23 protein-coding genes are annotated in these 24,665 nt (G+C 63.8%); 6 read left to right on the top strand and 17 right to left on the bottom strand.

Annotated elements, in window-relative coordinates; all coding sequences use genetic code 11:
• Positions 1 to 113: 113 nt before the first annotated feature.
• Positions 114 to 671 (bottom strand): NADPH-dependent FMN reductase, encoded by a 558-nt coding sequence (ssuE, locus tag LKX83_RS17690; RefSeq protein ID WP_227883619.1) that lies wholly within the window; start codon positions 669 to 671, stop codon positions 114 to 116.
• Positions 672 to 951: 280 nt separating this feature from the next.
• On the opposite strand from ssuE, the gene LKX83_RS17695 reads away from it, so the two are divergent.
• Positions 952 to 1,692, top strand: a complete 741-nt coding sequence (locus tag LKX83_RS17695) for a FadR/GntR family transcriptional regulator (protein WP_227883620.1) — start codon at positions 952 to 954, stop codon at positions 1,690 to 1,692.
• A 74-nt stretch (positions 1,693 to 1,766) separates the two neighbouring features.
• On the opposite strand, the gene pruA is transcribed toward LKX83_RS17695, so the two are convergent.
• Positions 1,767 to 3,314, bottom strand: a complete 1,548-nt coding sequence (pruA, locus tag LKX83_RS17700) for an L-glutamate gamma-semialdehyde dehydrogenase (protein ID WP_227883621.1) — start codon at positions 3,312 to 3,314, stop codon at positions 1,767 to 1,769.
• A gap of 97 nt (positions 3,315 to 3,411) precedes the next feature.
• Here pruA and LKX83_RS17705 point away from each other — a divergent pair, with 97 nt between their 5' ends.
• Genes LKX83_RS17705 through rocD form a run of 3 tightly spaced genes read left to right on the top strand, consistent with a single transcriptional unit; the run spans position 3,412 to position 6,585 of the window.
• On the top strand, positions 3,412 to 4,341 hold the full coding sequence (locus tag LKX83_RS17705) for a proline dehydrogenase family protein (RefSeq protein ID WP_227883622.1): 930 nt from the start codon (positions 3,412 to 3,414) through the stop codon (positions 4,339 to 4,341).
• Between the two features lie 55 nt (positions 4,342 to 4,396).
• Positions 4,397 to 5,338, top strand: coding sequence for an arginase (rocF, locus tag LKX83_RS17710; RefSeq protein WP_227883623.1), 942 nt, complete (start codon positions 4,397 to 4,399; stop codon positions 5,336 to 5,338).
• A 23-nt stretch (positions 5,339 to 5,361) separates the two neighbouring features.
• The gene (gene rocD / locus LKX83_RS17715; RefSeq protein ID WP_227883624.1) at positions 5,362 to 6,585 is read left to right on the top strand and encodes an ornithine--oxo-acid transaminase; all 1,224 of its coding nucleotides are present in this window, start codon (positions 5,362 to 5,364) and stop codon (positions 6,583 to 6,585) included.
• 106 nt (positions 6,586 to 6,691) lie between these two features.
• On the opposite strand, the gene LKX83_RS17720 is transcribed toward rocD, so the two are convergent.
• The gene (locus LKX83_RS17720) at positions 6,692 to 7,045 is read right to left on the bottom strand and encodes a winged helix-turn-helix transcriptional regulator (protein ID WP_227883625.1); all 354 of its coding nucleotides are present in this window, start codon (positions 7,043 to 7,045) and stop codon (positions 6,692 to 6,694) included.
• Positions 7,046 to 7,200: 155 nt separating this feature from the next.
• Here LKX83_RS17720 and hxlA point away from each other — a divergent pair, with 155 nt between their 5' ends.
• Complete coding sequence (gene hxlA / locus LKX83_RS17725; protein WP_227883684.1) at positions 7,201 to 7,833, top strand: 3-hexulose-6-phosphate synthase; 633 nt, start codon at positions 7,201 to 7,203, stop codon at positions 7,831 to 7,833.
• A 7-nt stretch (positions 7,834 to 7,840) separates the two neighbouring features.
• Positions 7,841 to 8,401: a 6-phospho-3-hexuloisomerase gene (gene hxlB, locus LKX83_RS17730; RefSeq protein ID WP_227883626.1), complete on the top strand. Its 561-nt coding sequence runs from the start codon at positions 7,841 to 7,843 to the stop codon at positions 8,399 to 8,401.
• Positions 8,402 to 8,524: 123 nt separating this feature from the next.
• Here hxlB and LKX83_RS17735 read toward each other — a convergent pair whose 3' ends face one another.
• The 14 genes from LKX83_RS17735 to LKX83_RS17800 form a co-directional block, all read right to left on the bottom strand.
• Positions 8,525 to 9,109 carry a hypothetical protein gene (locus LKX83_RS17735; protein ID WP_227883627.1) on the bottom strand — a complete coding sequence of 195 codons (585 nt, stop codon included), beginning with the start codon at positions 9,107 to 9,109 and terminating at the stop codon, positions 8,525 to 8,527.
• Positions 9,106 to 10,296, bottom strand: a complete 1,191-nt coding sequence (locus LKX83_RS17740; RefSeq protein WP_227883628.1) for an MFS transporter — start codon at positions 10,294 to 10,296, stop codon at positions 9,106 to 9,108. Before LKX83_RS17740 ends, LKX83_RS17735 begins: the two co-directional genes overlap by 4 nt.
• A 94-nt stretch (positions 10,297 to 10,390) precedes the next feature.
• Positions 10,391 to 11,134, bottom strand: coding sequence for an oxygen-insensitive NADPH nitroreductase (gene nfsA / locus LKX83_RS17745; protein ID WP_227883629.1), 744 nt, complete (start codon positions 11,132 to 11,134; stop codon positions 10,391 to 10,393).
• 292 nt (positions 11,135 to 11,426) lie between these two features.
• Positions 11,427 to 11,990, bottom strand: a complete 564-nt coding sequence (locus LKX83_RS17750; protein WP_227883630.1) for a peroxiredoxin — start codon at positions 11,988 to 11,990, stop codon at positions 11,427 to 11,429.
• 97 nt (positions 11,991 to 12,087) lie between these two features.
• A complete protein-coding gene (gene trxB / locus LKX83_RS17755) occupies positions 12,088 to 13,032 on the bottom strand; it encodes a thioredoxin-disulfide reductase (RefSeq protein ID WP_227883631.1) in 945 nt (314 codons plus the stop codon).
• A 450-nt stretch (positions 13,033 to 13,482) separates the two neighbouring features.
• On the bottom strand, positions 13,483 to 14,187 hold the full coding sequence (locus tag LKX83_RS17760) for a winged helix-turn-helix domain-containing protein (protein WP_227883632.1): 705 nt from the start codon (positions 14,185 to 14,187) through the stop codon (positions 13,483 to 13,485).
• Positions 14,166 to 14,558: a Fur family transcriptional regulator gene (locus LKX83_RS17765; RefSeq protein ID WP_227883633.1), complete on the bottom strand. Its 393-nt coding sequence runs from the start codon at positions 14,556 to 14,558 to the stop codon at positions 14,166 to 14,168. The genes LKX83_RS17760 and LKX83_RS17765 overlap by 22 nt, the downstream gene beginning before the upstream one ends.
• Before the next feature lie 297 nt (positions 14,559 to 14,855).
• Positions 14,856 to 16,925, bottom strand: a complete 2,070-nt coding sequence (locus LKX83_RS17770) for a molybdopterin-containing oxidoreductase family protein (protein ID WP_227883634.1) — start codon at positions 16,923 to 16,925, stop codon at positions 14,856 to 14,858.
• Positions 16,926 to 17,239: 314 nt separating this feature from the next.
• Positions 17,240 to 19,579 (bottom strand): histidine kinase, encoded by a 2,340-nt coding sequence (locus tag LKX83_RS17775; protein WP_227883635.1) that lies wholly within the window; start codon positions 19,577 to 19,579, stop codon positions 17,240 to 17,242.
• A 31-nt stretch (positions 19,580 to 19,610) separates the two neighbouring features.
• Entirely contained in the window at positions 19,611 to 20,219 is a 609-nt protein-coding gene (kdpC, locus tag LKX83_RS17780) for a potassium-transporting ATPase subunit KdpC (RefSeq protein WP_227883636.1), read from the bottom strand.
• Between the two features lie 22 nt (positions 20,220 to 20,241).
• On the bottom strand, positions 20,242 to 22,272 hold the full coding sequence (gene kdpB, locus LKX83_RS17785; RefSeq protein WP_227883637.1) for a potassium-transporting ATPase subunit KdpB: 2,031 nt from the start codon (positions 22,270 to 22,272) through the stop codon (positions 20,242 to 20,244).
• 18 nt (positions 22,273 to 22,290) lie between these two features.
• Positions 22,291 to 23,970: a potassium-transporting ATPase subunit KdpA gene (kdpA, locus tag LKX83_RS17790; protein WP_227883638.1), complete on the bottom strand. Its 1,680-nt coding sequence runs from the start codon at positions 23,968 to 23,970 to the stop codon at positions 22,291 to 22,293.
• A gap of 39 nt (positions 23,971 to 24,009) precedes the next feature.
• On the bottom strand, positions 24,010 to 24,087 hold the full coding sequence (locus LKX83_RS34430; protein WP_227883685.1) for a potassium-transporting ATPase subunit F: 78 nt from the start codon (positions 24,085 to 24,087) through the stop codon (positions 24,010 to 24,012).
• Positions 24,088 to 24,217: 130 nt separating this feature from the next.
• Entirely contained in the window at positions 24,218 to 24,625 is a 408-nt protein-coding gene (locus tag LKX83_RS17800) for a phospholipase D-like domain-containing protein (protein ID WP_227883639.1), read from the bottom strand.
• Between the last annotated feature and the right edge of the window lie 40 nt (positions 24,626 to 24,665).

Below are 24,665 nucleotides of genomic sequence, written 5' to 3' on the forward strand. Positions count from 1 at the left end.
TCCGTCCCGCTTCGACAGCGCTGTTCGGTCCTTCCCCGCAATGGGTCACGGCAAAAAGCCAACCGGGTAGCCGGTTGGCCTTGCGCCCGCCGCCGACGGACGGCGGCATGCGTCTATTGTCCTGCGCTCTTTTTGGAAGTTTGCCAGTCGGCTTCCTGGACGAGCAGGTGGACTGCGGCGTCGAGACGCGCGGCGGCTTCTTCGGCGATGTCGGCTTGGCCGTTGTCCTTCCAAACGACCTGCGTATCGAGCACGAATACGCCCGTCAGGATGTTGCGGGCGCCCATGACGGACAGAATCGGCTTCATCGCAAAATCGATGGAAAGCAAATGGGCGATCGTGCCGCCGACGACGATCGGGAGGACGATCTTGTCTTCCAGCCCCTTTTGCGGGAGAAGATCAAGGAACGCCTTCAGAATGCCGGGAAAGGACGCTTTGTACACCGGCGAGGCGACGATGACCGCGTCGGCTTCGGCTACCTGCTTGCCGGCGGCGACGATGGCTTCGCTGTCGAAACGGGCATGAAGCAGGTCTTCGGCGGGCAGGTCGCGCACGTTGACAACCGACAGCTCGTGGCCGGATTCGGCGATCCGGCCGCTCACGCGATCCAGCACGGCGTGCAGTCTCGACTTCGGCGTCGGGCTGCCTAAGAGAATGACGATTTTGGCCATAGGATCCCATTCCTTTTCGTATTCATTTCCGACACGATCACTCGGATTTTATTATCCCAAATTATACCGTTCGCCCCCTGCAGCGTCAAGGACAATCCCTGTCAGAAATCTCTACGCCATGCGAGGTATGGACGTGAGACAACATCTCCATCGATTTCCGCCCGTCCGGACAGCGAAAGTCATCCGGTCCTATGATGACTTTCGGAGACAATCCGTATACACTAGAACCAAATAGACGTCGGCCGCGCGCCGGCGCCGCGCAAGGAAAGGAACATGCGGCATGACTTCGGCTGGCAACCGCCCGCTCAAAAGCTCCGAGTGGGTGAGAAACGACATACGGGAGAAGATCGAAAACGGCGACCTGATGCCGGGCGCCCGCCTGCCCTCGGTGGTTGAGCTGTCCGCACAATACCAGGTCGGGCGGTCCACCGTCCGCGAGGCGCTGAGCGCGCTCAAGGCGATGGGGTTGTTGACGATCCGGCAAGGGGGCGGTACGTTCGTGCGCGCGGAGACGGAAGGCGGCCCTGCCCATCCCGGCCAGCTGCAGCCCGATTCGTGGGTGGGGCGGGCCGGCACGATCCGGCACATTCTCGACGTCCGCCGCGTCTTGGAAACCGGTTGCGCGCTGCTCGCGGCCAAGCACCGCACGGCGGACGACCTGACCGCGCTCTCCGGCACGCTCGGCGAGATGGAGCGCGCGCTCGGAGACGAAGCGGAGAGCGAGCAGGCGGACGTGCGGTTCCATCAGCAGATCGCGGCCGCGGCGCACAATCCCGTGCTGCGGGATTGGATGGACTCCCTCTCGCGCGAGCTGCACGAGAGCATGAAGGATACCCGCGCGCTCTGGTTTTACGCCGAGCGCGCGAACGCCGAGCGCCTGTTGGCGGAGCACAAGGCGATCTACGAAGCGATCGCCGGCCGGGAGCCGAGGCTCGCCTCGGAGCGGATGGCCGCCCATATCGACAAGGTCGAGCAGGTGCTCGAGGCGCATCGCTCCGACCTGGGCCCGTCCGTCTTGTAAAGTGCGTCCGATCGCCCCCCGACATACGCAAGCCGCCCCGAAGGTCTCTTGGCCTTCGGGGCGGTTTTGTTTAGTCAAAGACGCTCGGAGACGACCTTCGCCTGCGAGAAAAGAAGCAGATAGTCGCGCCCGCCGGCCTTGGAATCGGTCCCCGACAGATTGAATCCGCCGAAGGGATGAACCCCGACCAACGCGCCGGTGCACTTGCGGTTCAAATAGAGATTGCCTGCGTGAAACTGCTCCCGCGCTTGCTCCAGACGGGCGCGGCTGCGGCTGAATACCGCCCCCGTCAAGCCGTAGTCCGTGTCGTTCGCGATGTCCAATGCTTCGTCGAACGTGGACGCCCTAAGGAACGCGAGCACCGGCCCGAAAATTTCCTCCCGCGCCAGCCGGGCGTCCCTCCCCACGTCAGCGAAGATCGTCGGCAGCAAATAGAAGCCGCGAGGATCGCCCGCGCTCCCGCCCGCGACGAGACGTCCTTCCCCCTTGCCGATCTCGATATACTCCGCGATCTTGGCGAACGCTTTGTCGTCGATGACCGGCCCGACGTCCGTATGGACGTCGGCCGGATCGCCGAGCGTAAGCCCGGCCGTGATCGCGGCCACCTTGCCCAACACCTCCTCGTAGACGTCCGCGAGCACGATCGCGCGGGAGCATGCCGAGCACTTTTGCCCGGCAAAGCCGAACGCGCTCGCCGCGATCGCCGCCGCGGCCGCGTCCAGGTCGCTGTCCGCGTCCACAACGATGGCGTCCTTGCCCCCCATTTCCGCCACGACGCGCTTGATCCACTTCTGCCCCGGTCGATGAACGGCGGCGCGTTCGTTGATCCGCAGCCCCACCTCCCGAGAGCCGGTAAAGCTGACGAACCGGGTCAGCGGGTGATCCACGAGATAATCCCCGATCTGGCTGCCCGGCCCCGGCAAATAGTTTACGACACCGGCAGGCACGCCGGCCTCCTCGAGCAGCGCGCAAAAGCGGGCCGCGACCACCTGCGTCGGCGTCGCCGGCTTGACCACGACCGTATTGCCGCAAACGATCGCCGCGGTCGTCATGCCCGCCAGAATCGCCAGGGGAAAGTTCCAGGGCGGGATGACGACGCCTACGCCGAGCGGAATGTACGTCAGCTCGTTGTCCTCGCCCGGAATGCGGGCAAGCGGCTGTCGCTCGGCCAGCCGTTCGGCCTCGCGGCCGTAGAACTCCATAAAGTCGATCGCTTCGGCCGTGTCGGCATCGGCCTCCGCCCACGTTTTGCCCGCCTCGAGCACCATCCAGGCGGAAAATTCGTGCTTGCGCCGACGCAGGATGGCGGCCGCCTTGTACAGGCTGCGGGCGCGCGCCGCCGGCGAGTAATCGCGCCAAGCGCCGAACGCTTCGGCCGCGGTCCGGATGGCCCGCTCCGCGAGCGCCAAATCCGCTTGATGCACCTGCCCGACGATCTGTCCGCGGTCCGCCGGGTTGACGGACGCCGCAAAACGTCCCGTCTCGATCCTCTCGCCCCCCACGACCGGCGCATACGTCGCGCCGAACGCCGCTCTCGCCTGGCGCAGCGCCGCGCGGAACGCCTCTTGCTCCGTCTCCCCCGCAAACGAGGTGAACGGTTCGTTGCGGAACGTCATTGGCATAGGTCTCCCTCCAAGGTCTTGGTGAATATCCTGTACGGAACGGTAAATGCGCCCCACGCTTCAATCGGTGGCCGACAGGCCGAAGGAGATGCACGCGATGGCGATCGGAACCCGGCTGTTCCGCGCGGCGCTGCTGGCCGTGGCCGGCAACCGTGCGGCCAAGGCGTTCGCGAGCCGATACGGCTTGCGGCTCGGCGCACGGCAATTCGTCGCCGGCGAGACGCTGGACGAAGCGCTCGATCAGGTTCGCGCCTTGAACGCCAAAGGCATCGAAGCGACGCTGGACCACCTCGGCGAGGGCATCCGCCGCATGGGCGAAGCGGAGGCTTTTAAACAAGAATATGTGCGGCTGCTGGATGGCATTCGCGCGGCCGGGGTCCGGTCAAACGTTTCGCTGAAGCCGACGCAGATGGGAATTGCGCTCGACCCCGAGGCGTGCTACGACAACATTCGCCGCATCGTGGCCGCCGCCGCCCGGCACGGCAATTTCGTCCGGCTCGATATGGAGGATTCGCCGCACACCGACGCGACGATCGGGATCGCGCGGCGGCTGCAGGGGGAAGGCTGGACCAACGTCGGTACGGTCATCCAGGCGTATCTCTACCGCTCCGACGACGATATCCGCCGCCTGACGGACGATCCGATGAACCTACGGCTCGTCAAGGGAGCGTACAAGGAGCCGAAATCGCGCGCCTATCCCCGCAAGGCGGACGTCGATGCGAATTTCCGACGCCTCATCGAAGCCCGGCTCCGCAGCGGCGTCTATACGGCGATCGCCACGCACGACGAATCCGTCATCCGCGATGTTCAGGCGTTCGTCCAGCGAGAAGGCATCGACCGCGCCAAGTACGAATTCCAGATGCTCTACGGCATCCGCGGCGCCCTGCAGGAACGGCTGGCCGCGGAGGGCTTCCGGGTGCGCTGCTATGTACCCTACGGGAAAATGTGGTATCCGTACTTCGTCAGGCGGCTCGCCGAACGCCCTGCGAACGTGCTGTTCGTGCTGCGGAACCGAACCAAGAACTGAGCCCCGAACGAATCGTCTGACAGCTAGCAATCGAACTGGGAGAGGAGCTTCTCAGATGAAAGTGCCCCCTATGATCGACCTCATCCCCGCCCCCTTCGACCTCGGCGCGAGCCGCCGGGGCGCCGCCGACGGACCCCGCGCGCTGCTCGATGCCGGTCTGGAGGCGAAGCTTGCACAGCTGCATCTGCCCTATCGGCTCCAGGCCGCGTGTACACCGGCCGCGGGCACCCCCCGGACGGCCGAAGGGAGCGAGGAAGCGCCTGCCCCGTCGGCGGGCGGTCGCCCGGCGATGCGGCATCTCGCCGCCGCGATCGCGTGGAACGAAGCGCTCGCCGCCCGCGTCGCGGCTTCGGTCGCGGACGGCGGGTGGCCGCTCGTGCTCGGCGGGGATCACAGCATCGCCATCGGGACGATCGCCGGCCTTGCGGAGCGGTACCGCCGCCTCGGCGTCCTGTGGATCGACGCACACTCCGATCTGAATACCGATCTGACGACGCCTTCGGGCAACATCCACGGCATGTCCCTCGCCGCCGGCCTCGGTCTCGGCTCGAAGTCGCTGACTTCGATCGGCGGACAGACCGGCAAGATTCGCCCCGAACGCGTCGCGATCGTCGGCGCGCGGTCGCTCGATCCCGAGGAAAAGCGGCTGATCCGCGCGCTTGGCGTCAACTGCTACACGATGCACGACATCGACCGGCGCGGCATCGCGAACGTCATGGAGGAGGCGCTGCGGATCATCTCCGCGGACGCGGACGGCGTCCACGTCAGCTTCGACATCGACAGCCTCGATCCTCGCGAGGCGCCGGGCACGGGCACGCCGGTCGGCGGCGGCTTGAGCGACCGGGAAGCGTTTCTCGCGATGGAGATGATCGCCGAGGCCGGCGTCGCCACATCCGCCGAGTTCGTCGAGGTCAATCCGGACGCCGATCCGCTCGGACGCACGGCCGAGCTGGCCGTCGAGCTGATCGGCTCGCTGCTGGGCGAACGCATCTTATAGCCATACGGAAGGAGGAGACGACCATGGCCGAGCCCACTTCTGCCGAACGCATCTCCCAAGCCGAGCGGCACGGCGCGCGCAATTATCTCCCGCTGCCCGTCGTCGTCGCCCGGGCCGAGGGCGTATGGGTCTACGATCCCGAGGGACGGCGCTATCTCGACATGCTGAGCGCTTACTCGGCGTTGAATCATGGGCATCGCCACCCGGCGATCGTCGCCGCCCTGCGGGCGCAGGCCGACCGGGTGACGCTGACATCGAGGGCGTTTCATCACGACCGGCTGGGCGACTTTTACGAAGCGCTGGCCGCCTATACCAACCAGCCGGCCATCCTGCCGATGAATACCGGCGCGGAGGCGGTGGAGACGGCGCTGAAAGCCGCCCGCCGCTGGGCGTACGAAGTCAAAGGGGTGCCCGACGGCCTGGCGGAGGTGATCGTCTGCGAGGACAACTTTCACGGACGCACGATCGCGGCGACCTCGATGTCCTCCGCACCGGTGTACAAGCGGGGCTTCGGGCCGTTCACGCCGGGCTTTCGCCTTGTGCCGTACGGCGACCTCGACGCGCTCGCCCGGGCGATCGGGCCGCATACCGCCGCCTTCCTCGTCGAGCCGATCCAGGGAGAAGCGGGCGTCCGCATCCCGCCGGACGGCTATTTGAAAGGCGCCGCCGCGCTCTGCAAGGCGAACCGGGTCCTCTTCGTCGCCGACGAAATCCAGACCGGCTTCGGGCGCACGGGACGCCCATTCGCCTGCGACTGGGAGGACGTCAAGCCGGATATGTATGTGCTCGGCAAGGCGCTAGGCGGCGGCATCCTGCCCGTCTCGGCCGTCGCCGCCGGCTGGGACGTCCTGGGCGTCTTCGAGCCCGGCTCGCACGGCTCGACGTTCGGCGGCAACCCGCTCGCCTGCGCGGTGGCGATCGCCGCGCTGCAGGTCGTTCGGGACGAGCGCCTGACCGAGCGCGCGGAGGTGCGTGGCGCGTACCTATTGCGCCGGCTTCGTACCCTGCGCGATCCCGTCATCGCCGAGATCCGGGGCCGCGGCCTGCTGATCGGAATCGAGCTCGCCGTCCCCGCCCGCCCCTACTGCGAGCGTCTGCTGGCGCACGGCGTGCTCTGCAAGGAGACGCACGGCAACGTCATCCGCCTCGCCCCGCCGCTCGTCATCGAGGAGGCGGAGCTCGATTTCGCCTTCGAGGCGATCCGCCGGACGTTCGAGGAGCTATCCCCGCCGTCCGCCGGCGCCTGAAGCGCCCCATCCGCAGTCTCCTTTTGACGTACGGACAAAAGGCAGCCTTTCGCTCGGGAGGAGCGAAGGCTGCCTTTTTTAGGGAATACGTATCTCCGGCATGCCATTATTTCCACACGAATTCTTCGCCGTAGTCTTTGCCCCAGCGGTACATCAGCTGCAAAATCGGCATCAGGCTCCTGCCGTATTCGGTGAGCGAATATTCGACGCGCGGCGGCACCTCCGCGTACACCTGCCGGCTGACGAGCCGGTCCTCTTCCAGCTCCCGAAGCTGGTTCGTCAGCATCTTCTGGGTGATGGACGGGATCATCTTCCTCAGCTCGCCGAACCGCTTCGTCCCCTCCAGTCCCAAATGCCACAAGATGATGAGCTTCCACTTGCCTCCGATGACGGCCAGCGTCAGTTCTTTCTCGCAATTGATCTCTTTCAGGTTGATTCTCTCTTTCAATTCCGCGGCCATGTTCCCGCCCCCTCTGCCGTCGTCGTTTTGTCGTCAATCGTATCCTGCAGGTAACTATGCCACTTGCAAGTGCGTACTTTCGCGATCGATTCGGTAGAACTAGAATAACGCTTGTGCACGCCAATCTCAACGATACGAACGGAGGAAAAAAGATGATCGAACTGCAATTGGCGCTGGATCTGGTCGATATTCCCGGCGCGAAGGAAGTGGTGCGCGAGGTTGGCGAGTACGTCGACATCGTGGAGATCGGCACGCCGGTCGTCATTAACGAAGGGCTGCGCGCCGTCCGGGAGATCAAGGCGGAATTCCCGCACCTGAAGGTGCTCGCCGATTTGAAAATCATGGACGCGGGCGGCTACGAGGTCATGAAAGCGTCCGAGGCCGGCGCGGACCTCATTACGGTGCTCGGCGTATCGGACGACGCGACGATTCGCGGCGCCGTGGCGGAAGCCCGCAAGCAGGGCCGCCAGATCATGGTCGACATGATCAACGTCAAAGACCTGGAAACGCGCGCCCAAGAGATCGACGCCCTAGGCGCGGATTACATTTGCGTACACTCCGGTTACGATCATCAAGCGAACGGCTTGAACGCGTTCGCCGATCTCGCGGTGATCAAACGCGTCGTGAAGCGCGCCAAAACCGCCATCGCCGGCGGCATCAAGCTCGACACGCTGGCGCAAGCGATCGCGGCCGCGCCGGATCTCATCATCGTGGGCGGGGGCATCACCGGAAGCCCGGACCGGCCGTCCGTCGCCTCCGAGATGCAAAAGCTCGTAAAAGCGGGCTGAGGGCGGCATGACGACCATCGCCGCCTACCATTCCCTCGTGCTTCGGGAGCTCGCGAGCGTCGCCGAGTCGATCTCGGAGGACGACGCCGCGGCGCTCGCCGGCCGGATCCGGCGGGCGGAGCGGATCTTCGTCGCAGGGGCCGGAAGGTCCGGTCTGATGATGCGGGCTTTCGCCATGCGGCTCATGCATCTGGGGTTCCGGACCCACGTCGTCGGGGAGACGACGACGCCGGGTTTCGGAGCCCGCGACCTGTTGATCGTGGGCTCCGGCTCCGGCGAGACGCGGAGCCTCGCCGCGATGGCGGAGCGGGCGAGCGCGGCTGGCGGTACCGTTGCGCTGGCGACCGTGCAGCCCGACTCTACGATCGGCCGCCTCGCCGCGTGCGTCGTCGCCATCCCCGCTTCCGTCAAAGAGGCGTCGGGCCCGAGCCGACCGTCCGTTCAGCCGATGGGCTCCCTCTTCGAGCAGAGCTTGCTGCTCCTGCTGGACGCGCTCGTCCTCCGCTTGATGGAGGAGAGCGATATCGCCGCGGCCGCCATGTTCGGCCGCCACGCGAATCTGGAATAACCCGTTTGAGGACGGGTCTTGGACGGTCCGGCAAAGGGACCGCTAGGCAAAAAAAGCGACGCCGGGCGTCGCCTTTTTGCCTTTGAACGTTTTTCATTACGCGATCGATGCACGGATTGCTGCTTACCGAAAGACCAGCTTGCCGATCTCCTCCGCCCGTTCCGCCATCGCGGGGCTATCGCCGAAGACGACGAATTGTTTGCCCGCCGGCAGTCTCAGTTCCAGCTGATAGGCGTCCGGCAGGAGCCGAAAGTCGAGCGCGAACGACGTCAGCTGCTTGCCGGTCGTGGTCGCCTGGAGCGTTCCGTGAACGAACGCGGTCTCTCCGTCCAGCGTATCTTCCCTCACGACGGACGTCTGATCGAGCTTGAACGGCAAGCTCCGCGTGCCGGTCCAAAGCACCCCTTCGCCTTCCGCGAGCAGAAAGTCTCCTTTGCGCGCCAGATCGAACGTCAGCGTCGCGACGGCTTCGAGATCGGTCGGCGATACGCCGAGCGCGTTGTTCGGACCCGCCCCGCCCGCGCCGTCCGGCATCGGCTCCGCGCGCGTCGACTTTAGATCAAAGCGGTACGTCCTTTCTGCCGCGGTAGGTTTGGGAGATGCCGCGTCGTTCCGCTTTGCCCCGCCGGAAGCGCAAGCCGCCGTCAGGAGAACGAGAACCGCCGCGATCAAGAGACTGGCGATTCTCTTGCTCTTGTTTCTGTTCATGGTGCGCTCACGCCCCTTTCGATCAAACTCCGATGGCGTACCCGATGATGCAGCGCATAATAAATCGCGGCCGACAGGATGACGACCAGCGCGGCGATCAAGTACATCGTGTGGTAGTGGGTGCGTTCGGCGACGACACCCAGCACGTAGGACCCGATGCCGTAGCCGAGGTCGAACATCAGGAAAAACGTGGCGGTCGCCAGTCCGCTGCGCTCCGGCGCGGAACGGACGGCCAACGTCTGGAAGCAGGGAATCAGCGCGCCGTGCCCGAGACCGATGATCGCGCCCGACAGCAAAAAGACCGCTTCTGTATGGGCTTGGCTCAGCATAATCATCCCGATGACGAACAGGAGAACGCCCGGATACGCCAGCACGTTTTCCCCGTGTTTGTCGAAGATGCGCCCGATGAGCGGGCGAGGCAGCATGATCATGACCGCGAAGCAGACGAAAAAGTAGCTTGCGGCGCGGGTAAGGTCGATCTCCTGCGCATAGACGGATATGAACGAGGTAAGCGAGCTGTACGAAAAAGCCAGTACGAAGCCCGCCAGCGAAACCGGAAGCGCCTTGATTTCGATCAGCTTGCGCCAGTGCAGGGAAAACTTCGGCTGCGTCTCCCGCGCGGCCCGCGCCGCCGGACGGACGGCCATGCCGAAGAGCAAGCTGAACGTCGTCGTCACGATGCAGACGATGAAGAGCGTGCGGTAGCCGAAATGGCTCGTAAGCGTTAGCCCGACGAACGGGCCGATGACCATCGCGAGGCTCATGAACATGCTGAAGTAGCCGATGCCCTCGCCTTTGCGGTTGGCCGGCACGAGATCCGAAGCGATCGCCCCGGTCGAGGTGGAGGCGGCGCCGTAGCCGGCCCCGTGTACGAAGCGGAGGACGAGCAGCGCCCCGATCGCGCCGACGCCCAGGTAGAGGATCGTACACGCCAAGAAGACGGCCAACGAGAGGATGACGACGGTTTTGCCGTAACGATCCACCCACTGTCCCGCGAGCGGGCGCAGCAGCACTGCGGCAATAACGTAGACAGTAATGACGAGGCCGATCATCTGCTGGCTGCCGTGGAGGCGCTCCGTCACAAACAGCGGCAGCGTCGTCGCCAGCAAGTAAAAGTTCAGAAAGAGGAAAAAGCTGCTGAGGCAAACCGCCACGAAATCTTTGGTCCATAGCGAAAGTCTTTCCAAGATGCAAGTCTCCTTATGCCGGAAGATCCGTCCTATACGCTCCTCCCATCATAATCTTAGCGGTAAGGCAAAGTATAGGCGCGAATAGCGGCATTTAGCGCCGCAATAGCCCTCTAGCCTCCAAAAAAGCGCGCACATGCAGCCGATTCGGCCGCGCAAGCCACTCCGCCATGATTTTCGACCATGGCGTCGACTTGCGGCCCTCCGTCCGTTCCCGCAAATAACGCACCATCTTCACGTCATACCCCTTGACGGCTTCGACGCTCGTCTCCGGATCGTAGCCGTTGCGGTGCAGCACCGCCTCGACCGGGAGCCGCGGACGCTGCCCCGACTGGCGCGCCGGAACGCCGACGCACATGCCGAATACCGGATAGGCCAGTTCCGGGATGCGCAGCAGCTCCGCCACTTCGGCGATCCGGTTGCGGATGCCGCCGATGTAGCAAATGCCGAGACCCATCGACTCGGCCGCCACCGCCGCATTCTGGGCCGCCAGCGCCGCGTCGATCGTGGCGACCATGAAGCTTTCGGTCGAGTCCTCGTACGTCGTTTCCTCGCCCAAATACATCTCCGAGGCGCGGCAGGTCCGGTAAAAGTCCGCGCACCAGACGAGAAACAGCGGGCACTGCTCGACATAAGCCTGGTCGCCCGAGAGGACGGCCAGCTGCCGCTTCAGCGAAGGCTCCGTGACGGCGATGACGCTGTACGCCTGCACGTTGCTCGAAGTCGAAGCCATCTGTCCCGCCGCTACGATCGTCTGCAGCTGCTCCTCGGTAACCGGGGTGTCCCGAAACGCCCGCACCGACCGATGCGCCATCAGGGAGGCAATCGTATCGTTCATGATTCATTCTCCTTCCAAAGCCGCGGCAGCCGGGCCGCCGCGGATCCTGCTCCATGTTGCCGATGATACAATTTTCCCCAAGGGGATGCAAAATGACGCGAAACGGGCGGATAACAAGTAAAAACGGCTTTGCCGTCTTCCTAGACGGCGACACGTTTTTATCGTCGGTCATACAGAAATGGATAGACGTGAAAACTTATACATTCTGTATGACGCGCAAAACACCCTTGCCTCAGGCAAGGGTGTCGAATGGGAAGGCCAGGGGGGGCCGGATCATTCAGGGTGCGCCGGATCAGCCCAGCGTTTTTTGTCCCGGCTTCCAGTTGACCGGGCATAGGCCGCCGGATTGCAGCGCTTGGAGAATGCGGAGCGTCTCGTCGACGCTGCGGCCGACGTTCATGTCCGTCACAACCTGGTAGCGCAGAATGCCCTCCGGATCGATGATGAACAGGCCGCGGTGGGCGGCGCCGGTCGCGTCGTCGAGAATGCCGTACGCGTGGGCCGTCTCCTTCGTAAAGTCGGACGCGATCGGGAACTGGATGTCGCCGATGCCGTTTTGGTCGACAGGCGTTTCGATCCACGCTTTGTGCGTATAGACGCTGTCGACGGAAGCGCCGACGATTTCGCAGTTCAAGTTTTTGAACTCGACATAGCTGTCGCTGAAGCCGCGGATCTCCGTCGGACATACGAACGTGAAGTCGAACGGCCAGAAGAAAAAGACGAGCCATTTGCCGCGATAGTCGGCCAGGGATACCTTTTCTTCGAGGGAGTCGAGATTTTTGGTGGAGAGCAGATTGAAGTCAGGAGCAGGCAGGCCGACTTTGGCAAACGGATATGGGGTCGCGAGATTCGTCATTAGATTCGATTTCCTCCTAGAAATGTGATTGGGTTGGGTTGAGTGAGTTAGTTGGTGCAAACTTGGGCTTCGACTTGGCGCGACTCGGCCGTCTGTCTTAGGAGACGGAAACCGGGACGGTCTCGTTCGCTTCGAGGAACCGCTCGCAGTCGAGGGCCGCCATGCAGCCGGTGCCGGCCGCGCTGATCGCCTGGCGATACTTGTTGTCTTGGACGTCGCCGCAGGCGAAGACGCCAGGGACGTTGGTCTCCGTCGTGCCCGGACGGACGATCAGGTAACCCGTCTCGTCGGTCTCGAGCTGACCGTTCAGGAACTTCGTGTTCGGCGTGTGACCGATGGCGACGAAGATGCCTTCGGCTTCGATGAACTCTTCTTCGCCGGTGGCGTTGTTGCGGACTTTCAGCCCCCGGACGCCGAGATCGCCGGCGACGACTTCGAGCGGCGTGCGGTTCAGGCTCCAGCTGATCTTCGCGTTGGCGCGGGCGCGCTCTTGCATGATCTTGGAGGCGCGCAGCTCGGTACGGCGGTTCACCAGCACGACCTCGGACGCGAAGCGGGTCAGGAAGTTCGCTTCCTCCATCGCTGAATCCCCGCCGCCGATGACGATGATCTTTTTGCCGCGGAAGAAAAAGCCGTCGCAGGTCGCGCAGGTGCTGACGCCGCGGCCGACGTTCTCGCGCTCGCCGGGAATGCCGAGATACTTGGCCGAGGCGCCGGTCGAGACGATAAGCGTCTCCGCCTTCAGTTCGCCATAACCGTCGACGGTGACGGTAAAGGGCCGCTGCGAGAGGTCCGTCTTCGTGACCCAGCCGGTCATGAACTCGGCGCCGAAGCGCTGGGCTTGCTTGCGCATATTGTCCATCAGCTCTGGGCCCATGATGCCGTCCGGGAAGCCGGGAAAATTCTCGACCTCCGTCGTCGTCGTGAGCTGGCCGCCCGGCTCCGGTCCTTCGATCACGAGCGGATTCAGTCCCGCCCGCGCCAGGTAGATGGCCGAAGTCAGGCCGGCGGGGCCGGTGCCGATGATGATCGTATGTCTCATCGCGATCACTCCTTTTCGTCTATCATTGTATTTAGATTAAGTTTAAATATTGCTCGCAAAACCATCATACCACCCGAGTCGCGGGGCTGCATGAAGGAATGATGAAGGGAACATGAAGGTTTCATGAAGAGGCGGATCACGGGGAGATGTGCGGTTTTTCCGATTAACTCGGGCCTAGGCACTTGGTTTCGCGGGGAGATGTGCGGTTTTTCCGATTAACTCAGGTCAACGCACTCGGTTTCGCGAGGAGATGTGCGGTTTTTCCGATTAACTCTGGTCTAGGCACTCAGTTTCGCGTGGAGATGTGCGGTTTTTCCGATTAACTCGGGCCTAGGCACTCGATTTCGCGAGGAGATGTATGTTTTCCCAAAGAACACTCCCCTGCCGCGCGTGCCCTCCCCTCCCCAACCGAAAAGAGCCCGCATCCATCGATGCGGGCTCTTCTGCGCGTCAGTCGGCCGTCCGGTAGCCGACGCCGCGGACGGTGACGATGTATTGGGGGTTTTTCGGATCGTCGCCGAGCTTGCGGCGCAAGCTCTTGATGTGGACGTCGATCGAGTTGCTGCCGCCGAAGTAGTCGTCCCCCCAGAGCTTCTCCATAAGCTCCTGCCGGGAGAGCACGCCGCCCTGGGACATCAGAAGCGCGCGCAGCAGGTCGAACTCCGTCTTGGTCAGGTCGATGCGCTTGCCGTCCTTGATGACGGTCATTCGCTTCAGGTCGACGCGGATATCCTTGAGCAGCAGCTCGTCCGGGGTCGACGGAAGCACGCTTTTGCCCGCCAGCTCCTCGATCGTCGTCACGATCGCCGGCAGCTCGCCCGGCCAAGCGGCCCGGTGGCTGTCCGCAGGAAGATCGGCGGGCGCCTCCTCGCCGACCAGGTACAGTACCGGCGCCTGCAGCGCGCCGAAGCCTCCGGGAGCCGTCGTCTCCGGCTCGAACGGCGCGATCGTCCGATCGGCGATGAGCAGGTCGATCGGCAGCGCCGACAGCACGGACTCCTGCGCCTGGTGGAACACCAGCACGTCATAGCAGCGCATCGTCATCTCCGCGATGAGCGGCTGCAGGCGCGCCGGATACGGACTGACGACGACGACGCGGCGCGTCGTGTCGCAGTAGGCGCCGATCATTTCGCTTATTTGCCCGATGCTCTGCATTCGGCGCACACCCCCTTGAACAGCAGCTGCTCGTCCGTGATTCGGTAACCGGTCTCGGCCGCGATCCGGTCCAGCCAATCTTTCGGAGACGCGGTCATCACCTCGTCGACTTTGCCGCAGGAAACGCACACGATGTGCTGGTGATCCTCCACGCGCCCGTCGTAGCGGCTCGCATTTCCCTCTAGCTTCAGCTCGTGAATCAGGCCTTCGTCGGTCAAATACCGCAGCGAATTGTAGACCGTGGCGTATGCGACCGAGCTGCCGCTCGACTTGAGCCGGTCGATGATGTCGGCGGCGGTCGGGTGATCCTCCGAGGCCATGACGATGTCGTAGACCATCCTGCGGGGCGCGGTTAATCCTTTGCGCGTCATCGTGTGCCCTCCTCTTTTTTAGATTTAGTTTAAGTTTACTCTTTCTCCCGGCAACCGTCAACCGGCGAACGCCCACGCACGACAAACAGAGGGTGCCCCCGACCGCCATCAGACAGTCGTGGACACCCTCTTCGCAGAGCCGCCAGTACGAGAAAAGCCTCCCGCGCTTGATGCTAGATGCCGGGAAGCTTTTCCGTATCCATTTCGATCCGATTTTCGTTTTCTATTGCGCGGCATCGATGCGATCCGATTTCGCTTTTTATTGCGCGGCATCGATGCAATCCGATTTTCGCTTTCTTATGGTGCGGCTTCCGCAACCGCCTCGCCGGCGCGAGCCACCTGGACGCGTCCGGAGAAGAAGACGGCGCCTCCGCCCATGTCGGCCAACCGATCCGGCGTCAAAGCGTTGACCGTGTGTTTCTTGCCCGGCGCGTCGGCCCATAGCCCCTGGCTGACGACGACGCCCGGGAGGACGTCTTCGCCGATCGCCGCGGTCAACTCCGCTTCGCCCCGGTCGTTCCACACGCGGACCCTCTCGCCGTCTCCGATCCCGAGCGCCGCCGCGTCGGCCGCGTTCATGTGAAGCTTGGGCGCCTTTTCGAGCTTCGCGTGCTTCTCGTTCAGCGAAAAGGTCGAATTCAGGAAGTTGTGGTTCGGTCCCGGGATAAATCGGAACGGCCACCGCTCCTCGTCCTGCTCCAGCAGCGGCGTGTATGTCGGCAGCGGCGGATAGCCCTTGCGCCCCATCGCGGCCGAATACAGCTCGATCTTGCCGCTCGGCGTCGGGAGCCGGCCGGGGAACAGCGGCTTCACGTCGGCTTTAACGTACTGGCGTTCGACGAGCGCTTCATAGGTGATGCCGTCGTATGCGGGATTCCGCGGGTAGTCCACCGCCTGCCTGATGAGATCCGCTTCGCTGTCCTGCAGCGCGGGATCGTCGTAGCCCATCCCCCGGGCCAGCAGGCGGAACACCTCGACGTTCGATTTGCTTTCGCCGTACGGCGCCACGACCGGCTGCTGGATCTGAACGTAATGATGCCAATAGGAATGATACAAATCGGTATTCTCGAACGCCGAAGTCGCCGGCAGCACGATGTCCGCGTACTTGGCGGTTTCGGTCGGGAACAGGTCGTGGACGACCGTGAACAGATCCTCGCGCGACAGCCCCTCCCGGACTTTGTTCGCTTCCGGCGCGACGACGGCGGGATTCGTGTTGTACACGTAAAGGGATCGGATCGGCGGATCAAGCTCCAGCAGCGCGCTGCCCAGGCGGTTCATGTTCACGGAGCGCGCCTTGCCTTTCCGCAGATCGGGGCGCTGCAGCGCTCGCGAATTATGCTGCACGTAGCCGCCGTTCGCCTTGATCGCGCCGCCTCCCCGGTGAAGCCACTGCCCGGTCAGCGCCGGCAGGCAGGCGATCGTGCGGACGCACATCCCGCCGTTGTCGTGATGCTGGATGCCGTTGCCGATGCGGATAAAGGACGGCGTCGTCTCGCTGTACATGCGCGCGAGACGAACGATGTCGCCCGCCGGGACGCCCGTGATATCCGCAACCGTGTCGGGATCGTAGGCCTTCACGTGGGCCCTCAGCTCCTCATGGCCGACCGTGTATTCCCGCAGAAACGCTTCGTCGGTCCGACCTTCCGCGAACAGGACGTGCATGAGGCCGAGCGCCAGCGCCGCGTCGGTGCCCGGCTTCAACGGGATGAACCAGTCCGCCCATTTGCCCGTCCGGTTGCGGTGGACGTCGATGACGACGATCTTCGCGCCGTTTTTGCGCGCTTTTTCCGCGATCGTCACCTGGTGCATGTTCGTGCTGACGGCGTTGATTCCCCAGAAGACGAACAGCTTGGCGTGCTCGGTATCCTCGGGAGACGTGCCGATGCTGTCGCCCATTGTATAGCGATAGCCTTCGGAGCCGGCGGCCTCGCAGATCGTCTGATCCAGCTCGCTGGCGCTCATCCGGTTGAAAAATCGCCGGTCCATCCCTTCGGTGCCGATGCGTCCCATGTTGCCGTAAAAACTGTAGGGGAGAATCGACTCGGGACCTTCGGACGCGATCAGCTCCCGCCATCGGCCGGTGATCGTCCCGATCGCCTCCTCCCACGTGATCGGCTCGAAGGCGCCTTCGCCCTTCGGCCCCACGCGTCTGAGCGGCGTCGTCAGCCGTTTCGGATCGTAGATGCGCTCCGCCATGTGGCGGACCTTGTTGCAAATCGCGCCCTGGGTGACGGGGTGATCAGGGTCGCCTTCGATCTTGACGATGCGCCCGTCACGCTTGTGGACGAGGAGCCCGCATTGGTCCGGACAGTCGAGCGAGCAGACGGAGGGAAATACGCCGGTAGGTTCGTTTAGAAAGTCTTTCATTTCCGCAGCTCCTTTCGAGTTGCGTCCATTTTATCATATGGGCGAGCGCTGCGGCGACCGCGGGTTCGGATTCGGCGGCAACGCCAAAGCGCCGCCTCCGCCATGCGGCGGGACGGCGCTTTCGAGGACCATCTTGGTTACAAGCCGTCCATCAGCCGATGCCAGCCCCACAGCAGCAGCAGCGGCACGCCGCAGGCGATCGACAAGCCGATCACGAACGCTTTGTCCCGGAACGTCTTTTTCATTGCGTCTCCCTCCCGTGTACGTCCGCCTTTTCAAAGATTAGACGCCGCTGCCCGGCGCGGGGTTGCGGCTTAGAACCGGGAAGGCTCCAACCGGCGATCGGCGACGACGAGCACGTCCATGCGCCGGCCTTTCCGCAGGATCGTCCGTACGACGGAGCGCCGAAACGGCCCAAGCGGACCGCCTTCGCGGACGGGCTGGCCGAGGATGATCTGCGTGCTGCGGCAGGCGTCCGCCCGCGCCAGCAGCGCTTCCGGAATCCGCCGAGCCGACGGCGCGCGGAGCGTCTCGAACTGTCCGCCTAGCCGTTCCGCCAGCTCCGAGAGCGCTTCGAGCCGCTGCCGCAAGGCGCCCCCCGGCTCGTTCTTCCCCGCGTGAACATACACCGCTCGCCACTCCGCCTTCAGCCGGTGCGCGATGCGAAAGCCGCGGCGGAGAAGCCGCTCCGCCCCCTCGCCGGCCGTCACCGCGACGAAGATGCTCTCCCGGCGTCCCCAGGATCCCCGCAGCGAAGCGTTGCGCTCCCAGGACTCGAGCCGTTCGTCCACGTCGTCCGCGATTTCCCGCAGCGCCAGCTCACGGAGCGCGATCAGATTCCCCGTCCGGAAAAAATGCCCCAGCGCCTGCTCGACCTTCTCCATCGCGTAGATTTTGCCGGCGCGCATCCGCTCCTGCAGCGCTTTGGGCGCGACGTCGATCAACTCGACCTCGTCGGCCAGGCGGAGCAGGGAGTCCGGCACGGTTTCCCGCACGCGCACACCGGTTATCTGCTCGACGGCGTCGTTCAGGCTCTCCAGATGCTGCACGTTGACGGTCGTGACGACCGAAATGCCGGCCTCGAGAATTTCCATGACATCCTCGTAGCGTTTGCGGTGGCGGCTGCCCGGCACGTTCGTATGCGCCAGCTCGTCGATGAGCGCGACTTCCGGATTGCGGGCGAGAATGGCCGGAACGTCCATTTCCTCGAGCGTCGCGCCCTGGTATGCGATCTTAGCCCGCTCTATCACCGGGAGCGATCCGAGCTGCGCGCGCGTCTCCGCCCGCCCGTGCGTCTCCAGCAGCCCCACGACCGCATCGATCCCTTTGGCCCGCATGTCGTTGCCCTCGCGCAGCATCGCGTACGTCTTGCCCACCCCCGGCGCGGCGCCGACGTAGACCTTGAAGCGGCCGCGCCGGATGCGGTCGATCTTGCGCTCGACCTCCTGCTCCGTGAGCCGCTTGTAAGGGGTCGCCGTCTGCTCGCTCCTCGACCGCGCGGGCAAAATCCGCTCCCCCTCCTGGTCGGCGCGGTCCGCGACGAAAAACACGTCGATGCCCCGGACCCGCCGCAGCACGCCGCTTGTGATCGAGCCCCTGAGCCGCTCCTGCCAGGGGCTCATCTTCGAATGCCCGAGCACGATGCGCGTCGCGCCTTGGCGGGCGGCATAGCCGACCAGGGCGGCGGCCAGCCTGCGGCGGCCCGGCAGCGGCAGCTCCTCGAAGCGCGCCCCGACTTTGTCCGCCAGCTTCCGTATGGAGCGCTTGAACGCGGCGGCTTCCTTGGAAAGCGGCTTCGCGGCGTTCGCAAAGGCGACGACGAGCAGCTCGCCGTTCAGCCTCCGGGCGATCTGCTGCCCTCTGCGGATGTAGATCGAGCCGTTCCAGTGATACTGGGCGGACACGAGGATGCGCTCCGTTGCGCCGGAAGGGCCGACAAGGCCTTCCGACTCGCGATGCCGCTCCAGGGAGCCGTTCACGTCTTCGGCCATCATGCGGAGCGCCAGCTCGCGCAGCTTGCCGAGCTGGCCGCGGCGCATGCGCTTCGCGTCGGCGTCCTTCAGATTGCAGAGCCGCCCTTCGTCGAGCCGCTGCAAGATCGTTTCCGGGGACACGTCGATGAGGCGGACTTCGTCCGCCCCCTCGATCGCTTCCGCCGGCACCGTCTCCCGCGTTTCGATGCCTGTCAGTTTTTGCGCCAGCTCGGTGACGCCTTCGATTTCGTAGACGTTCACCGTCGTGAGCACGCTGATGCCTCGCGCGAGCAGCTGCCGGATATCGTCCAGCCGGGTCTTCTGCTCCGCCTCCGGACGATTCCGATGGGCGAGGCCGTCGACGAGGACGACCTCCGGATTGCGGGCCAGGATCGCGGCCATGTCGAGATCCTTCCGCTCTTCGCCGTCCCGCTGCCAGCGAATGCTCGGAATGCGCTCCAGGCCTTCGAGCTGGGCGGCCGTTTCCGGGCGGCGTTTCGTCGATACGGCGCACGCGACGACATCGACGCCTTGCTCCCGGAGGGCATGGCCCTCGCGCAGCATGTGGTACGTTTTGCCGGCGCCGCCGATCGCGCCGATGAAGATTTTCAGCCGCCCCCGATGCAGCTGAAAGATGGCATGCAGCATCTCCTCCGGGGTTTTGCGCCGGTAGCTCTCCATTCGCATCCCTCCCGGGACCGGTCGATCGTCGTTATTTTCCCAACATCTCTTGCAGCGCGAGATTCAGCTTCAGCACGTTGACGCGCGGTTCGCCGAAGACGCCCAGGTCGCGTCCCTCGGTGTGATCCTCGATCAAGGCGCGAAGCCGTCCGGCGGGGATGCCCGTCAGCTTGCTGATTCGCGGAACCTGGACCTCGGCCGACGCCGGGGAGATCTGCGGATCGAGGCCCGAGGCGGAGTTCGTCAGCAGACCGATCGGCACCCGATCGACCGGCACGTCGGGATTGGCTGCCTTCCAGGCGTCGATGGAAGCCTGCGTGCGCTTCAGCAGCTCCGGATTGGACGGGGCGTAGTTGTTCGATCCCGACGCCTCCGCCTGATAAGAAATACTCGACACGCGTCCTTGAAAGTACTTCGGATCGGCGAAATTCTGGCCGATCAGCGCCGAGCCGACGACATGGCCGGATGCGTCCTTCACGAGACTACCGTTCGCCGTATGGGGCATGATCGCCTGCGAGATCCCCGTCGTGACGAGCGGATAAACGATGCCGCATACGAGCAGAAAGACGATGCCGGCTCGCAGCGCCACCCAGAATATCGAAGCGCCGGACGATCCGGACGCATGGTCAGCGTGATTCATGGCGATAACCTTCCTTTCGGGTTTAGACCCACAGATGAACGACGAGATCGATGAGCTTGATGCCGACGAACGGCGCGACGATGCCGCCCAGCCCGTAGACGAGCAAGTTGCGCGATAGCAGCTTGGCCGCGCCCATCGGGCGGTATGCGACGCCCTTCATCGCGATCGGAATGAGCAGCGGGATGATGACGGCGTTGAAGATGAGCGCGGACAGAATCGCCGACAAGGGCGAGCCGAGATGCATGACGTTCAGAGCGCGCATCTCCGGGATCGCCAGGATGAACATGGCGGGGATGATGGCGAAATATTTGGCGATGTCGTTGGCGACGCTGAACGTCGTCAGCGCGCCTCGCGTCATGAGCAGCTGCTTGCCGATCGAGACGACCTCGATGATCTTGGACGGATCGGAGTCGAGGTCGACCATGTTGGCCGCTTCCTTGGCCGCCGCCGTTCCGCTGTTCATCGCGAGGCCGACGTCGGCCTGCGCGAGCGCCGGCGCGTCGTTCGTCCCGTCGCCGGTCATCGCGACGAGCTTGCCTTCGGCTTGCTCCCGCCGGATGACCGCGATCTTGTCCTCGGGCTTGCTCTCCGCGATGAAGTCGTCGACGCCGGCTTGGCGGGCGATCGTCGCCGCGGTCAGCGGGTTGTCGCCGGTGCACATGATCGTCTTGATGCCCATTTTGCGCAGCTGCTCGAAGCGCTCGCGCATGCCGGGCTTCACCGTATCCTTCAAGTAGATGAGGCCGTAGACGACGCCGTCGACCGCGACGGCGAGCGGCGTGCCGCCCTCCGTCGCGATGGCGTTGCCTTTGGCGTCGAGATCGGCTGGAACGGAGCCGCCCTGCGCGACGACCCACTTCTTGACGGCGTCGACGGCGCCTTTGCGGACCTGGCGTCCGTCCTTCAGGTCGATGCCGCTCAAACGCGTCTCGGCCTTGAACTCGACGAACGTCCCGCCCTCGGCAAGGGCGTCGTCGTAGCGGATCGCGTCCCGCTTCATCAGCTCCAGCACCGAGCGCCCTTCGGGCGTCTCGTCGCGCAGCGATCCGATCGCGGCCCAAGCGGCCAGCGTCTGGACGTCGTGTGCGCCAACGGGGATGAACGCGCTCGCCATCCGGTTGCCGTACGTAATCGTCCCCGTCTTGTCGAGGATCATCGTGTTGATGTCGCCCGCAGCTTCGACGGCTTTGCCGGACATGGCCAGCACGTTGAACCGGGTGACCCGGTCCATCCCCGCGATGCCGATGGCAGACAGCAGGCCGCCGATCGTCGTCGGAATGAGGCAGACGAGCAGCGCGATCAGCACGGGCACCTGCAGCTCGATGCCGACGAACTTCGCCAGCGGAGCGAGCGTGACGACGACGATCAGGAAGATGATCGTCAGACTCGTCAGCAGCGTGTTCAGCGCGAGTTCGTTCGGAGTTTTCTGGCGCTTCGCGCCTTCTACGAGCGAGATCATCCGGTCAATAAACGATTCCCCCGGATCCGTGGTGATCCGGACGACGATGCGGTCGCTGACGACCCGCGTCCCCCCGGTGACGGAGCTGAAGTCGCCGCCCGCTTCCTTGATGACCGGCGCGGACTCGCCCGTAATGGCCGATTCGTCGACGGACGCGAGGCCCTCGATCACTTCGCCGTCGCCGGGGATCGTCTCGCCCTGGGCGACGACGACAACGTCGCCTTTGCGCAGCTCGGTGGACGAGACCGCCTTGATGCCGCTGCCGGCCACCTGATGGGCGGTGATTTCGTTTTTCGTCTTTTTCAGCGCGCCGGCCTGCGCCTTGCCGCGCCCTTCGGCCAGCGCCTCCGCGAAGTTGGCGAACAACAAGGTGAACAGCAGGACGACGAATACCGTCCCATTAAACCCCATGTCATTCCGAGTGCCGAAATAACCGGGGAATACCGTCATGAGCAGCACGACAAACGTGCCGAGCTCCACGACGAATAGGACGGGATTTTTCATCATCGTGACGGGGTTTAGCTTGACGAAGCTGGTCTTCAACGCTTGTTGGACCAGCGGCCTGGTCAGCATCGATTGACGTTTCGGATTCATATGGCATTCCTCTCTTCGTTAGCGGAGCGTCAAATGCTCGGCGATCGGTCCCAGAACGACGGCTGGCAGGAACGTGAGCGCTCCGATGATCAGAACGGTGCCGATCAGGATGCCCCAGAACAGCGCGTTGTCCGTCCGGAACGTGCCGACCGTTTCCGGCACCCACGTTTTGCGGACAAGCGAGCCGGCGACCGCCAGCATCGCGATCATCGAGACGTAGCGGCCGAGCAGCATCACGATACCGGTGGAAATGTTCCAAAACGGCGTGTTGTCGGCGAGCCCCTCGAAGCCCGACCCGTTGTTGGCGGCGGAGGACGTCATCTCGTACAGCGCCTGGGAGATGCCGTGGAAGCCCGGGTTCGTCACCCCGGCCCGGCCTGCGTCCGTCAGCAAGGCGATGGCCGTCGGCACAAGGATGATGAACGGGTGCGCCAAAATCGCGATGGCGATCAGCTTCATCTCCCTCGGCTCGATCTTGCGGCCGAGAAATTCCGGCGTACGGCCGACCATGAGCCCGGCCAGGAAGACACCCAGGATCGCGTACATGAGCATGTTCACGAGCCCGACGCCTTTGCCCCCGAACACGCAGTTCAGCATCATCTCGGCGAGCGGAGCGAGTCCGCCGAGCGGCGTCAACGTGTCGTGCATGTTGTTGACCGAGCCGGTCGTCGCTGCCGTCGTCACGGCCGTGAACAACACGGATTGGGCGATGCCGAAGCGCGTTTCTTTGCCCTCCATGCTGCCTTGGGAGGCGTCCATTCCGAGCGCGTTCAGCGCGGGGTTGCCCCGCAGCTCGGACGCGTAGATCAGCGCCAGGAACGCAAGGAACAGCGTCATCATCGCGCCGAAGACGACCCAGCCCTGCTTTTGGTTCTTGGCGAATTTCCCGTACACGAAAGGAAGCGAAGCCGGCAGCGTCCACATCGACCATATTTCGATGACGTTCGTGAGCGGGGTCGGATTCTCGAACGGATGCGACGAGTTGGTCCCGAAAAAGCCGCCGCCGTTCGTGCCCAGATGCTTGATCGATTCGAGCGCCGCGACCGGCCCGATCGCGATATGCTGGGCCGCGCCTTCGATCGTCGTAACGGTTAAGGTCGGATCCAGCGTTTGCGGAACGCCCAGCGCCACCAGGACGAGCGCAACGATCGTCGCCAGCGGAAGGAAAATCCGCGTGATCGCCTTGACGAAGTCTTCGAAAAAGTTGCCGATCGTCCGCCCCCGGCTCGTCAAGCCGCGGACGAAGGCGATCGCGACCGAAAAGCCGGTCGCCGCGGAAGTGAACATCATCATCATGATGACGGCCATCTGGGAAAAGTAAGAGAGTCCCGTTTCCCCGCTGTAATGCTGCAGGTTCGTGTTGGTGATGAAGCTGACGACCGTGTTGAAGCTCAGCGTTTCTTCCATGCCTTCGATCTTGTTCGGATTCAGCGGCAGCAGATTTTGCAAGCGCAGGATCAGATAGCTCAAGGCGACGAGCACGATATTCGTCAGCAGAAAGCTGAGCGCGTACCGCCGCCAGGTCATGCCGTCCCGCCGCTTCAGTCCGATCAGCCGGTAAACGGCCCGTTCGACCGGGCCGAACAGCCGGTCCGTCCGGTTCGGTTCGTTCGAGAATACGTGATACACATAGGTGCCCAGCGGCTTGACCAAAAGGACCAGCACCGCCAGGACGAGGACGATCTGCAAGACTCCCATTCGTCCGATTCCTCCTCCGTTCGTTTGAAGCGCGTTTCGCTAAAATTTTTCCGGATGAATCAAGGCGTAGATCAAATACAGAAACGCCAGCCCCGCGAAGATCAGGACGACCGTCATGGCCGATCGCCCTCCGATCCTTCCACGACCCGGTCGCACCAGACCGCAAAGCCGTAAAAGACGGCGAAAAGGGCGGCCAGCAAAAGTACCATATAAATGTCCGGCATGTCGTTTCCCTCCTAATGGCTTTTTAGGGGACTAGATCCTGAATGAGAAAGGCGACGTCGCCGCTGCTGGAATGAATGACGTGGTTCGCGCCGAGTCCTTTGTAGACCAGCCTGGGATTGGAGCTTCCCGTGATGACGTAGATCGGCTTGGACGTCCAGGCCCGGCAAATCTGGATATAGCGGCAGCAGAGATTGAGGCTCTTCTCGAATAGGAACACGCGGCCGATCTCGAGATCCGGAACCGCCCATGTCTGAATCTGGGTCGTATCGACCGAGATCCGGTGCGTGACGCCCAACTCGCCGAGCCGTTCGAAGTCGATCTTGTTGTTCGCGATCGCCGCGAACGGAATCCCGCGCCGGACGAGGTGCTTGATAAACTGCTCGCCTGCGACGTTGGGAGCGGAGACGAGTACAAATTCTTGCGCGTTCATGGGCCTGTTATCCTCCTGAAGGTCGGAGAAGGCAACAAAA

Origin of the sequence: Cohnella baijiui, assembly GCF_020731285.1 — a bacterium.
GTDB lineage: Bacteria > Bacillota > Bacilli > Paenibacillales > Paenibacillaceae > Cohnella.